Annotated in this window: 11 protein-coding genes; all 11 read right to left on the reverse strand. The window is 43.8% G+C overall.

The genetic code is table 11. The features are described 5' to 3' along the window. Positions 1-39: 39 nt before the first annotated feature. Complete coding sequence (argB, locus tag KIT51_13835; protein UYN85940.1) at positions 40-828, reverse strand: acetylglutamate kinase; 789 nt, start codon at positions 826-828, stop codon at positions 40-42. Positions 829-870: 42 nt separating this feature from the next. Further along, on the reverse strand, positions 871-1,824 hold the full coding sequence (locus tag KIT51_13840; protein UYN85941.1) for an acetylornithine carbamoyltransferase: 954 nt from the start codon (positions 1,822-1,824) through the stop codon (positions 871-873). A 15-nt stretch (positions 1,825-1,839) separates the two neighbouring features. Next, complete coding sequence (locus KIT51_13845; protein ID UYN85942.1) at positions 1,840-2,991, reverse strand: aspartate aminotransferase family protein; 1,152 nt, start codon at positions 2,989-2,991, stop codon at positions 1,840-1,842. Continuing rightward, complete coding sequence (gene proC / locus KIT51_13850) at positions 2,988-3,791, reverse strand: pyrroline-5-carboxylate reductase (GenBank protein ID UYN85943.1); 804 nt, start codon at positions 3,789-3,791, stop codon at positions 2,988-2,990. The genes KIT51_13845 and proC overlap by 4 nt, the downstream gene beginning before the upstream one ends. A gap of 1 nt (position 3,792) precedes the next feature. Continuing rightward, positions 3,793-4,770 carry an N-acetyl-gamma-glutamyl-phosphate reductase gene (gene argC, locus KIT51_13855; GenBank protein UYN85944.1) on the reverse strand — a complete coding sequence of 326 codons (978 nt, stop codon included), beginning with the start codon at positions 4,768-4,770 and terminating at the stop codon, positions 3,793-3,795. 61 nt (positions 4,771-4,831) lie between these two features. Beyond that, positions 4,832-6,073, reverse strand: a complete 1,242-nt coding sequence (argG, locus tag KIT51_13860) for an argininosuccinate synthase (GenBank protein ID UYN85945.1) — start codon at positions 6,071-6,073, stop codon at positions 4,832-4,834. A gap of 1 nt (position 6,074) precedes the next feature. Next, on the reverse strand, positions 6,075-6,842 hold the full coding sequence (locus KIT51_13865) for a GNAT family N-acetyltransferase (protein UYN85946.1): 768 nt from the start codon (positions 6,840-6,842) through the stop codon (positions 6,075-6,077). A 491-nt stretch (positions 6,843-7,333) separates the two neighbouring features. Continuing rightward, positions 7,334-7,948 carry a trimeric intracellular cation channel family protein gene (locus KIT51_13870; GenBank protein ID UYN85947.1) on the reverse strand — a complete coding sequence of 205 codons (615 nt, stop codon included), beginning with the start codon at positions 7,946-7,948 and terminating at the stop codon, positions 7,334-7,336. 52 nt (positions 7,949-8,000) lie between these two features. Beyond that, on the reverse strand, positions 8,001-9,746 hold the full coding sequence (locus tag KIT51_13875; protein ID UYN85948.1) for a hypothetical protein: 1,746 nt from the start codon (positions 9,744-9,746) through the stop codon (positions 8,001-8,003). A gap of 3 nt (positions 9,747-9,749) precedes the next feature. Then, positions 9,750-12,023, reverse strand: coding sequence for a hypothetical protein (locus tag KIT51_13880; GenBank protein UYN85949.1), 2,274 nt, complete (start codon positions 12,021-12,023; stop codon positions 9,750-9,752). Further along, entirely contained in the window at positions 12,020-13,243 is a 1,224-nt protein-coding gene (locus KIT51_13885; GenBank protein UYN85950.1) for a BatA domain-containing protein, read from the reverse strand. The genes KIT51_13880 and KIT51_13885 overlap by 4 nt, the downstream gene beginning before the upstream one ends. Position 13,244 lies beyond the last annotated feature (1 nt).

Raw genomic sequence — 13,244 nt, forward strand, 5'->3', positions numbered from 1 at the left:
ATCATTCGTAATTCTTAAACCTTCAATCGTAATTCAAAATTACTTTACAATCAACGTACCCTCCGTTTCCTGTCCAACGTTTTGAAGCAAGTGCGTGGCCTCGCCAATCAATACTTCTTTTACGCCAGCGTTTATCGCAGCAAAAGCATTTTCAAGTTTAGGAAGAATCCCGTCCGCAAACGAACCCTGGTTTAACAGATTTTTGTAGGAACTTTCGTTCAGTAACCGGATAACCGATGATTCATCCTCAATATTTTTCAATACACCTCGTTTCTCGAAACAAAAGATAAGGCGTGTATCGAAATGTTTACTAAGCGCAATGGCCAGCACCGAGGCAATAGTATCGGCATTGGTGTTCAGCATTACACCATCGGCATGGGTTAGCGAAGCAAACACCGGCACAACGTTTTGTTTTAGCAGAAAATATAATAAGGCCGTATTTACATCGGCTGGTGTAATGTCACCTACAAAACCAAAATCCACTTCACCTACCGGGCGCTTCCGGGCCTTAATCATATTCCCATCGGCACCGGTTACACCAAGTGCATTACAGCCCAATAGTTGAAGTTGTGCAACCAGTTGTTTGTTTACCAAGCCACCGTACACCATTGTTACCAGGTCGCGGGTATCGGTATCAGTAATTCTTCTGCCGTTAACAAAGTTGGCTTTGATACCAAGCTGCTCCCCAACTTTTGTTGCCAGTTTCCCTCCGCCATGTATCAGAATTTTCGGTTCACGGATGTGCGAAAAATCCTGGAGAAATTTTTTCAACGCTTCTGGATTATCCAGAACGTTGCCACCGATTTTGATGATGTACAATTTGTTCATAACCTCACCCCTTACCCCTCTCCTACAGGAGAGGGGAATTACTTATTTACTAGTTAAAATTTCCGAAAGAACAGCCTGCGCTGCCCATACCCGGTTGCCCGCTTGTTGTGTTACCAAACTGTTGGCACTGTCGAGTACTTCATCACTTAATTCCACATTTCTTCTTACCGGCAAACAATGCATAACGTTGGCGTTATTCGTAATCGCCAGCTTCTTATTGGTTAACATCCAGTTCGGATCGTTGCAATAAATTTTTCCGTAATCGGTATAGGTGCTCCAGTTTTTCACAAACACATAATCGGCATTTCGTAATGCTTCTTCCTGATTGCGGGTAATAACTGCCCCTTTCGTGAACTGCTCATCCAGTTCATAGTCTTCCGGATGCGTAATCACAAAATCGGCTTGGCCCCATGCGTTGATCCATTGCGCAAAACTATTGGCCACACATTGTGGCAATGCTTTTACATGCGGTGCCCAGGTTAAAACAATTTTTGGCCGTCTTGCTTCACTCCATGTTTCTGATATGGTAATGATGTCTGTCAGGCTTTGCAGCGGATGCAACGTTGCACTCTCCAGGCTCACCACCGGAATACCCGAATACTTGATAAACTGTTTGATCACTTGTTCGCTGTAATCCTCTTCCTTGTGTTTCAACAACGGGAAGGTGCGCAAACCGAGAATATCAAAATATTTTCCAAGCACCGGGGCTGCATCCTTCACATGCTCTACTGTGGTGCCGCTCATAATCACTTCTTCTTCGAACTCTAACGCCCATCCCTCCGGACCAACATTGAATACAATCGTATCCATGCCCAGGTTTTGCGCTGCAATTTGTGTACTTAGCCGTGTGCGCATGCTGGGGTTAAGAAACAACAACCCAATGCGTTTACCTACACCAATCGTTTTATCCATAAACGGATTGGCTTTATAGGCCAGGGCCTTCTCAACCAGTTTTGGAATTGACGCTACATCCGATACCGAAATAAACTTTTTCACGAGGCTACCTATAACTTATACTTTTGATGGCACAGGCACTTCCATAGCCGCCAAACACGATTTCAACGACTGGATAAAGAAATCCACTTCTTCTTTGGATAATGATAATGGAGGAAGTATCCGGATCGTATTTGGGTACGACTCACCGGTAAATATTTTGTATTTCATCAACAAATCCTTTCGCAACGATTTATGTATTTCCGGCACATCCAAACCAATCATTAATCCGCGACCGCGAACAGCTGTAAACTCAGGAATAGCTTTCAACTCGTTTAATAAATAGTTACCTGTTTCTTTGGCATTGGCAACTAATTTTTCTTTTTCGATCACATCCAACACAGCAAGCGCTGCCACACTGGCCAGGTAATTTCCACCGAAGGTTGTACCCAGCATACTGCTCCAGGGTTTTATATCCGGATGAATCAGCACCCCACCTATGGGAAAACCATTGCCCATGCCTTTAGCCACTGTGATAAGGTGTGGCTTTACGCCTGATCGCTGGTGTGCAAAAAAACTACCGGTACGACCGTAGCCTGATTGTATTTCATCCAGAATTAGCATGGCGTTATTCTGCTTACATTTTTCTTCCAGAAACTGTAGGAAAGAATCTTCGGGTTCATGAATGCCACCAAGTCCCTGGATACCTTCAATAAGCACGGCAGCAACATCATCACTCATCACTTCATTGAAAGCAGCAGTATCGTTTAAGGGAACAAAAACTATATCGTGACCTGCATTTACAGGAGCAACAATTTTTGGATTATCAGTAGTGGCCACAGCAGCCGAAGTACGACCGTGAAAAGCTTTTTTAAAAGCGATTATTTTTTTTCTTCCCGTGACAAACGAGGCAATCTTCAATGCATTCTCAACAGCCTCTGCACCGGAATTACACAGGAATAATTGGTACTCCGGGTAACCGGAAACTTCGCCCAGTCTTTCCGCAAGCTTTTCCTGTAAAGGATTCTGAACACTGTTGGAATAGAAACCGATTTGTGCCAGTTGATTCGCAATCGCATCAATGTAATGCGGATGGGAATGCCCGATAGAGATAACCGCATGTCCGCCATATAAATCCAGGTACTTGTTTCCCTGATCATCCCACACCCAGCTGCCTTTAGCCTTAACAGGGGTAATTGGGAAAAGTGGATAGACATCAAACGTTTTCATTTCCGTATGTTATTTATTTTTTCAAAAGAAGCCACCAGTCCTTTAATAATAGCCGAGCTCAGTCCCTGGTGCTCCATCTCATTAAGTCCCGCAATCGTGCATCCTTCTGGTGTGGTTACCCGGTCAATTTCCATTTCAGGATGAAGGCCATGGTCTTGTAAAAGCAAGGCCGCGCCCTTTGCTGTTTGCACCGCAATGGCTTGTGCGTCTTCAGCATCAAAACCTAACTGGATTCCGCCCTGTGTGGAAGCCCTAAGAAAACGCATGAAGAAAGCAATGCCGCTTGCCGCAAGTACGGTGGAAGCCTTCATCAACCGCTCTTCAACCACAAGGGTTTTACCCAATCCATCAAACAATCTGATCACAGTATTAACCTGTTGTGGCGATGCATGGTGCGAACAAATGCACGTCATGGAAGAAGCAATGGCGATGGCCGTATTGGGCATGGCCCGAACAATGGGGATTTGCTTTCCACCAAGTTGGGAAGCGATCTCTTCTGTGCTAATGCCTGTAACGGTGGAGATCAACACATGCTTTCCTTCCTGTAATACTGAAGAAATTTCGTTAACCACCGCCAGGGTTTGCTTGGGCTGTACGCATATCATAATAAGCGAAGCCTGCTGAACAGCTTCTCTATTGTTTGTTGTAACTGAAAAACCTGCCGAGCGTATGGAATCCAGTTTGTCTAAACTTCTCCGCGTAAGCGTAAGCTGATCAGGTTTCATCAACCCGGCTTTTATAATTCCATGGGCTATTGAAACTCCCAGGTTTCCTGCTCCAATAATGGCTAACCGTTCCATTTTAAAATACCGTTGATTTTAGTTGAAGTCCGGCCCGTTCATCCAAACCAAACATCAGGTTCATATTCTGTACGGCCTGACCGGAAGCACCTTTCAACAGATTATCAATAGCCGAATGAACCACCAGTTTGTTTCCTTCTTTTTCCAGATAAATCAAACACTTGTTGGTGTTTACCACTTGCTTTAAATCAATCATGGTGTCGGCAACATGTGTGAACGGGTGATCTTGATAAAATTCTTTGAATAGTTGATTTAATTCATTCAGTGATTTCTGTGTTTCCACGATTGAACTCACAAAAATTCCCCTTGTGAAATCTCCCCGCCATGGTACAAAGTTCAACGCACTGGAGAATGAAGATTGAAGTTGCTTTAACGATTGATTGATCTCAGCTAAATGCTGATGCGTTAATGTTTTATATGCAGAAATGTTATTGGCACGCCATGTAAAGTGTGTAGTGTCCTGAAGTTTTTGTCCGGCACCGGTTGATCCCGTTATGCCTGTGGTGTACACTTCTTTCAACAAACCCTTGCTGGCTAACGGCAACAAGCCCATTTGAATAGCCGTAGCAAAGCAGCCAGGATTAGCAACGTTGTTTGCCTGACGGATAACTGCGCGGTTCAATTCCGGAAGACCGTAAGTAAATGTCCGTCCAGCCACTTTATCACCCAACCGAAAGTCATTACCCAAATCGATAATCTTTACAGTTGACAACACGATATTCTCCTGAAGGAATTTCTTACTCTCGCCATGGCCCATACATAAAAACAAGACATCTACATCAGCTGATAGCGTATCGGTAAAAGTCAGTTTGGTTTCACCTAACAGATCGGCATGAACAGCATATACCTGTTTGCCGGCATTACTCCTGCTATGCACAAAAGAAATTTCAACGGCAGGATGGTTCAGCAAAAGCCGTAAGGTTTCACCACCGGTATACCCGGCACCACCAATAATTCCAGCTTTTATCTTTTTCTCCATTATTGCCATTATTATCCTTTCAACTTTATACTTTTCGCTTTCAGCTTTATGCTTTTCGCTTTCAACTTTCAGCTTTATACTTTTGACTTTCAACTTTATCCCTTTCACTCTCAACACCTTCCCTTACCTGATGATAAATCGAAACCTGGTTGCCGAATATTTTTGTAAATCCTTTCACGTCATCACCCGTCCAGCCCAGATTCATTTCACCGTACTTACCAAACTTAGCCGACATCAAATCATAAGGTGATTCTATACCGAGTACCTGGAAACGATACGGATGCAATTCAATATGAACTTCACCGGTAACATTTTGCTGGGTGTTGGTCAGGAATGCCTCAATGTCGCGCATCACCGGATCAAGATACTGGCCTTCATGTAACCAGTTACCATAAAACTGAGCCAACTGATCCTTCCAACTCAACTGCCATTTGGTTAATACATGTTTTTCCAACGCATGGTGTGCCTTAATAATCAGCATAGGTGCTGCCGCTTCAAAACCAACACGGCCTTTAATACCGATAATCGTATCGCCCACATGAATATCTCTGCCAATGCCATAAGGCCCGGCAATAGTTTGAAGATGATGAATGGCATCCACCGGATGGCCAAAATCCTTTTCATTAACCTTCTTCAATTCACCTTGCTCAAAGGTAAGTGTAAGTGTTTCGGTGCCCGACTTTGTGACCTGTGTAGGCCAGGCTTCTTCAGGCAACATGCCTAATGAACCAAGCGTTTCCTTTCCACCTACCGATGTTCCCCAGATTCCTTTATTAATAGAGTACTGCGCTTTCACAAAGTTCATCTCCACACCTTTTCCTTTCAGGTAACTGATTTCTGCTTCCCGCGAAAGTTTCAGCTCACGTATAGGAGTAATGATTTCTATTCCTGGTAAAAGAATATTCAATACCATATCGAAGCGCACCTGGTCGTTACCGGCTCCGGTACTGCCATGGGCTACTGCATCGGCACCAAGCTCTTTAGCATACTTTGCCACGGCCAATGCCTGCGACATCCGTTCAGCGCTTACACTCAACGGATAAGTATTATTTTTCAACACATTTCCATAAATCAGGTAGCGGATTACCGTATTGTAATAGTTCTCGGTTTCATCCACTGTTTTATGACTGGCAGAACCCAATGCCATTGCATGTGTTTCAATATGCTTTAATTCAGCTTTGTCAAAACCACCGGTGTTTACCGTAAGGGTGTGCACTTCATAATGCAAATCGTCCTTCAGGTATTTTACACAAAACGAGGTATCAAGCCCTCCGCTAAACGCCAATACAACTTTCTTCTTCATCTTACCAAAAGAAAAAACTTAAAATAGAATTCTTTTTAGGTTCTCCGTTACCCGAGCCGTTGTTCTTGTTCCGCGAACGCAACAGCACAAACTGCTTGAACTTAACCCAACGCTCAAACAGCTTAAAGTTACCTTTAAACCTGCGCTTGCGCTTCTTTTTCAATTTACCTTCAGCCGTCACCAGCGTTTGTGACTTCACTGGCTGTGTCGCCTGAACCTTCACTGCCGCTTCAGCAGGGTCGAATAGCATAGCCGTGCACATGCAGTTTGTGCGGTTCTTGCTCATCAGTATTTCAAAGTTCACACAACTCCTGCAGCCCTTCCAGAATTCTTCATCCGTTGTGAGTTCCGAATAGGTTACCGGCTCGTAACCAAGATCAGAGTTGATCTTCATCACAGCCAATCCTGTGGTGAGGCCAAATATTTTCGACTCGGGGTACTTCTGCCTCGACAACTCAAAAATCTTGCGCTTAATGTCGGTAGCCACTCCGCTTTTCCGAAAGGGTGGTGACACGATCAGTCCAGAGTTGGCCACATACTTATCGTGTTGCCAGGCTTCAATGTAGCAAAAGCCCACCCATGTACCCTCGGTAGTCAGTGCAATAACGGCTTTGCCCTCGTCCATCTTCTTCTCGATGTACTCGGGCGAACGTTTGGCAATACCGGTTCCACGCGCTTTCGCGGATTCTTCCATCTCCGAGGTGATGGTTTGTGCGTAATGTTTGTCGTCTGCTGTGGCCAGCCTGACGATGATGTTGTTATTTTCCATTGATCGTAACGATATGGATTAAGTCTGCATACACCTGTGATGCTTCAGACGTTGTTTTCAAAAATTTAAAAAAGGGGGACGTAGTATTACGCCAGTGCACATCCTGTGCTACACAGGTATGTGGTTGCCAATAAAATCGGGCTTACGGTATCAAATACGCACAAAGCGCGCGGGTCGGCATCGCCTGGTCACCATACAGGCTGGTGTTGAGAACAGAATTGTTCTGGGGAGTTGAAAAGCGGCCTTGGCTGCTCTTACTGTGGTGATCGGTGTTTTCAATTTCTTTCTTAGTGGTTAGGTTAGAAACGCTAGATAAAAATCATGCAGTTAGTTTTAAGTTTAACGCTAATGCAAAAGTAAACGATAAATAAATAGAAATGGCTAATTTTTTTTCAGAAATATAAAATTCTGCCTAACGGGAGTTAGCGAGTTCATCTGCTCCGGTCCAACATATGAGTACCGAGACTTCTCATTCCTGAGTGTTGATAGTCTTACCGAACTTTTCTGAAGCCCGGTAATGCAAGCTTGAATTTGACCGCCAACAACCGGATAAGGATGATGACTGAAATGGAGATCAGCAGGTTGTAGTTGCGCTCCAGCGGAGTATGGATATCAAGCACCAGGTAAACAATAGCCCCTGCCAGGCAAGCCGTAGCATAAATTTCCTTACGGAAGATTACGGGCAATTCATTGGCCAGTGTGTCGCGGATTACCCCACCCATCACAGCCGTAAACATGCCCATGATGGCGGCAATCTCAGGCCTAACACCCAGACTCATGGCCTTTTCAACACCCAGAATGGTGAAGAAAGAAATCCCCAAGGTGTCGAACAGTAGAAATGTTCTGCGCAGCCTGATGAACAACCGGAAGAAAATAATAGCCATGACTACGCCCGCCAGCACGGCATACAGGAAGTTTATATCTCCAATCCACACCAGTGGATAACTTCCCAGCATCATATCGCGGATGGTACCTCCACCAATGGCTGTTATAAACCCTGTGAAACCGGCAGCAAACCAGTCGTGGTCTTTATCCTGCATGGCCAAAGCCCCGGAGATGGCAAAGAAGAAAGTACCTATGAGTTCGAGCGGGTATTGAAAGTACACGGGATGATGATTTTAAACCGGGGCAAAGATAAACGATGCCGGTAACTTCCTGCTACAGCTTAGGCACCAGCCAAAGAAATCCGGCACTCAGCAGAAACAAAAGAAAAAAGATCAAGGGATTAAACTCTTTCCTGACTAAGTCATCTTGTCTACCATTCTCTTCCTTGTTACTGGATTCCCATATGTTGGCTTTAATCTGATTAGTGAGTGCCACCGACTGCCATTCACCAGGCGCAGAGACATAGTAAAACTCCTTGTTACCGGATGCGGTGGCCAGTGAGTGCCAACCGGGTTCACCCGCCCATAGTTTAGCCGACCACACATTATCGATAATAACATCCTCCTGTAAAGGCCATGAAATACTATCCACTTCAAGCTGAACATCGTCATCCCTTGAAATCAATTTTACCGATACCGGATTGTCAGGATAAACGGGGAATGGGCTCTCGACAATGATTTTACCATCATAATTCTTTGCGCGGGAAATTCCATTCAACAAGGGCATCCATATATGACTATAGGCTACGGAATCACCGCTAAGGATCAAACGGTAAGTCTCTTTCAAAAACTGAAAACCAATCTTGCCGAATCCTTTATACCGGTAACCGGAGAGTAGTCCGGACTGGTTTTCGATAACGGATGTTACACCCGGTTCCTTTTTAACCCTTTGTGCCAATGCCGGCAGGTTTAGACTTTTATTGTTAATGGTAGTAACGGCCGTGTCAGTTTTAACAACCGACTGTGCAAAGGGAAATAATCTAGTATCAATCCGATTGGTTGGTGATAACACCAGGATGCCCAAACCTTTATTTATTGATTCATCCACCGCTGCCGCCTCCGACTTTGACAACCGTTGCAGCGATTCGCCATCGATAACCAAAACATCAAACTGACCCAATATTTCAGGCGAAAGATTATTTACCGGACGGAAACCCGTATTAGCATATTCAAACTGATACATACTTTGCGACAACCGGTACCGCAGGGTTAGCTTATGGTGCTGCTTCGCCAGAAAATTCTTAAGGTACTGCGTTTCAAAGGTGGGATAATCCCGCACAAAAAGGATTGAAAGGGTATCGGGTTGGCAAACATGGATGGGTAATTTTTCGGGCAAGGATAATGTTCCTTTTGTTTTTGTACTGATCGAATACAAAATGTGCCCCTCCTGCTTTGGTTTAAAGGAAAGTTTAAAGTGGCTATATCCCGAATCTTCAAGAAATACCGAATCTTCCACACCACCTGGTCCATCTAAAAGGATCCAGGTTTCGGGTGGCGGGTTTTTAAATACACCGCTTACAAAATTATCCTGGTGTGGGTACACAGGTTGACTTACTGCTATTTCAACAATCCCATCAGGTGGTTCGCTTGCCATGAATACAAAACCTTTCTTTTTAATCGCATCCAGGGCATGAACGGGCAAACCCTGACCTACCACATAACGGATTTCATTGTGATTGAAATGAAGTTGAGAATAGGATTCGAGCAGTTCAGAATTGCGGTAGGGTTTGGCTTGCTGAAGATGCATCAATTTCGCGCTTGGATTTTGTCGCAACAGGCTATCCACTACTGCAGGTTGATATCCGGGGGTTAGCAAAATGATTTCGCTGGACTGACTTGAATAATAACCTGGCCTGAGAAATAAACCCGCCAGCGCCAAACCCAATAGAACGACTGCTGATAAGCGAAGCGCTGTATACCGAAGCTTTCGCACCCACTCCATCATAAGTAAAATGCTGGTTACTAAAACCAAAGCTACAAGCACCATCCACACGGAAACTATCGGATTAAAAAAAACCATATACTATTGGTTCCCCAGGGCTTCAAGGTTTTTGATAAATTGCTGATCGAGTGCATGCCGGGCTGAAGCCTCTTTGCCAGCCGCGCGTGGCGCCAACGGTAAAATTTCCCAGAATGCTTTTTGGAGTTTTATCAGGATTAACTTTCGCTCAGGCGCTGTCAGCTCATTCTCTGCAAGTGCTTTTAGTAAAGAAAGCTGTTCGATGTATTTCGGATTTTGTAACGCCACAACGGATAACTCCTGTCCGGCTTTCAAGAATACCTGCTTGTCGGATGGTGAAAACTTTGACTTTGGGTCATCAATCCTTTGCTGAATAACAGATAACGCAGTCCTAATGGAAGGGTAATTTGCTTGTCTAATAAGCTCATAGTGATAGGTTGAGTTTCTCAACTCACTTAAATCGCCCGTTAATCGCTTTTCTTCTTTCAACGGTGGCGGATCAAACCCCACGCGGTGAACATAAATCCTGGAGTCCTGACTGATTTCCTTTAACAGGTTCAATGCTTTGTATTGGTACGGGAGTGATTTTTCAGGATCATATAACCTTAAATGAAGTTCTGCATCCCACATCACAGTAATAGCGGCCTTTAGTTTCATTTTAATAGACTGGGCAAAAAAGGTGGCTTCTTCATCGCTGTCGTGGGCATGAAGAAAAGCATCCAATGGACTTTCCTCTTTGTTCGGATCAGTATGATGATGTTGGTGCTTAGGCTGTGGCGTTTCGGTTTTTGCCTGTACGTGGTTATGTTCATTCTCCTTATCATGAACATGCCCATACTTTTCAGCAATATTTTCATCATCGTGATCATGATCATCATCTTCCTCTGCAAAATTCTGTTGAATACCAATACCCGATTCAAACTCCTCGCCTAAAAACTGACCATAACGAAGCCTCAGCACTTTCTGATCATAGCCTAATTCATTACTTCTTGAATTGAAATCCTGCTTGCTGGTCTTTTTCTTTTCAGCCAACAATTTCTCCGAGTCGATTATGATCTGTCGCTGGCTCCGAAAGTATTCAGGCATTAAATCAACACCCAAACCTCCATCGGAAAACGAAACATCACTTGCAGTATCCTGCAAAGAAACAAAGTAGGTATCGGTTCGACTACGGTTAGGCGCAGGCATTTTATTATCGATGGCTTCAATGTAGTAGTATAATTCATCACCAGGCTCCAATCCAAGCTTTTTCAAATCAATCAAACGGTATGCTTTAAACTGCTTGCCTACTACTTTTTCGGGGGCAGTAAACAATAATTTTTCCTCTCTGAATTTTACCGACTCACCGCTGCCCTTGCTCACAGTGGCAATAATGTGGGCTTCCTTTAGTCCATAATCATCCGTAAGCAAAGCATTTACATTAACGGAGAGTTTATCATTTTGCGTAAGCACAATAAACTGCTGAACATTATTCACGGTAATTACCGGTGGATAATCCTTGGTGACTTCAATCTTGTAGTAATCAGAGTACTTGACAGCTTCGTCAGCTTCCCGCCAACCGATTTGATAAAATCCGGAGCGGATGAAGTAATGCCCTCCAGCATAATCATTGTTCACCTGTTTTAACGCGATACTGTCATTATCTGAAAACAGTAAGAAAGCATTCTGAATATTTCCATCAAATTGAATACTCCATTGAACCTGGCTTCCTTCCACCACTTCAAGATTTACATCGGTAACAACACGCTTTGATAAGTTGGTATAGGATGGTGGCGCAATACTGATGGATACCTTTTTGATTGATGCAGGAAGTTCTGCTACAATCTGTTCCTTGCCTGACTTCACGAGTTGATTAATTGTTAAAGGATCCTTCTGCTCAACAAAAGATGATAATCCAACATAAAGAACTGCAGCGATGACAAGGGTAAATGAAGCCTGCTTCAACTTATGCGGCAGCTTGATTTGTGTTGAAAGGTCTTCGAAACGTGCCAACACAATCTGCCTTTGCAACTGCTGAAGTGGAGTGAGATCCATCTTTTGTGCTAAAAGCAGATCAGCGCTCTCTTCTAGTTGCGGATAGTGCTGATTGATGAAGTACGTTAATCGATTATCACTAACAGAAAATATTCCTAGCACAAGGCAACGACCGATGAACACCACCATGCCGATACTTGTTGCAATGAAAACAGTCCATTCAATATTTAAAGACATCACCAAACCGACTGAAAAAATCAATACCATGGTTGCCACAGCCCACAATACCGATTCACCCAGCCTCAGCCACAGGTACCGAAGCCTCATCCTTTTCAGATAATTTGGTGCATCTATGGCTTTCATTGATTTCTTTTTAAGGCCAATAACCGTTCGATAATCAGAGTGAAGCATATAAGCACCATCCAATACATATTCAGATTTTCGGAAACACTTGCGGTTTTCCTATCACTAACCGGATTTAACGATGACCAGGCAGCTTGCTCAGGTAGCGTGCGTCTGTCATTCTCTTCCAATCTTCCCACAAACATTTCTACCGGAAGTAAAATTTCTGAAAGCCTGATTGTTAAATGTGAATTCAACGCTACTCCTTCATTCAATCGGGTATTCAATCTCCAGTAAGTTGGAGTGACTTGTTCAAACAATACTTGGTCATTGAAAATTTCAGCTGTGTTGTATGCGATCATTGATACATCGTGGACTTCAGGCTTTCGATCGGACAACCAGATTACCCAATCTGTTTTATGTGTTGGACTATATTCGCTAATGGTAACATCGCTATTGATAAAAATAAATGGAGCAGTTTGCTGAATGGCTTGCAAAGCAGCCAGCATAATTTTTTTATCGTATTCAAATCCGATTTCGCTGACCAGTATAATGGATAGTGTATCTGCTTTAACGGTGGCCTTACTACTCTCCAAAATTTGCGTTGAGAATTGGGTCTTTAAACCGCTCGATGATCCGGTGCGCTTCCATTCAAATTCACCAATATCAATAGAAGCCAATTCAAACTCATGTTGAGTCGGACTTTTCGTTATCCACCGGATATTATCTGGAAGATTAATTCTTTGGCCGGTAAAATTCTTCAGGTAGTTATTGGACAGGACAACAGCCCGCTCAACAGATTCTGCCTGCAACGCCTGGGCTAACAACCAATAATTGATATTACCATTTAATTCAAGGTCATCATCCACCACCGGAAATCCTTCATACAAATAGCGTAATTCAAAACCCTGGTCCTGTAAGCTGTCCACCAAGGGCATAAAATCAGTATCACGCTCAAGACCCTTCTCTACCAAAATCCATTTTTTACTGTTGCGTGATTCAGAAGAAAAGTAAAGTCCGCTTAACAAGAGAATGATGAACAGCAACAGCAGACACCGGATCAACAGCAACCAGATTTCATTTAATCGTATGCTGCTAAACCTTGCTGATGCGGAATCCATAATATGGCGCACACTTCCCAGCCTGATCACATTACCTTCCTTGCGGCTCAGCAAATGAATGGCTACCGGAATCAACAGTCCGGTTAAACCCCACAACCATATCGGATTCAGGAACGACACG

This window comes from Cyclobacteriaceae bacterium (assembly GCA_025808415.1).
Classification (GTDB): domain Bacteria; phylum Bacteroidota; class Bacteroidia; order Cytophagales; family Cyclobacteriaceae; genus UBA2336.

Bases quoted from the DNA above. Each gene is read 5' to 3' on its own strand.
- argC (UYN85944.1), bottom strand. From the start codon at position 4,770: ATGGAGAAAAAGATAAAAGCTGGAATTATTGGTGGTGCCGGGTATACC.
- KIT51_13865 (UYN85946.1), bottom strand. From the start codon at position 6,842: ATGGAAAATAACAACATCATCGTCAGGCTGGCCACAGCAGACGACAAA.
- KIT51_13880 (UYN85949.1), bottom strand. From the start codon at position 12,023: ATGAAAGCCATAGATGCACCAAATTATCTGAAAAGGATGAGGCTTCGG.
- argB (UYN85940.1), bottom strand. From the start codon at position 828: ATGAACAAATTGTACATCATCAAAATCGGTGGCAACGTTCTGGATAAT.
- argG (UYN85945.1), bottom strand. From the start codon at position 6,073: ATGAAGAAGAAAGTTGTATTGGCGTTTAGCGGAGGGCTTGATACCTCG.
- KIT51_13875 (UYN85948.1), bottom strand. From the start codon at position 9,746: ATGGTTTTTTTTAATCCGATAGTTTCCGTGTGGATGGTGCTTGTAGCT.
- KIT51_13845 (UYN85942.1), bottom strand. From the start codon at position 2,991: ATGAAAACGTTTGATGTCTATCCACTTTTCCCAATTACCCCTGTTAAG.
- proC (UYN85943.1), bottom strand. From the start codon at position 3,791: ATGGAACGGTTAGCCATTATTGGAGCAGGAAACCTGGGAGTTTCAATA.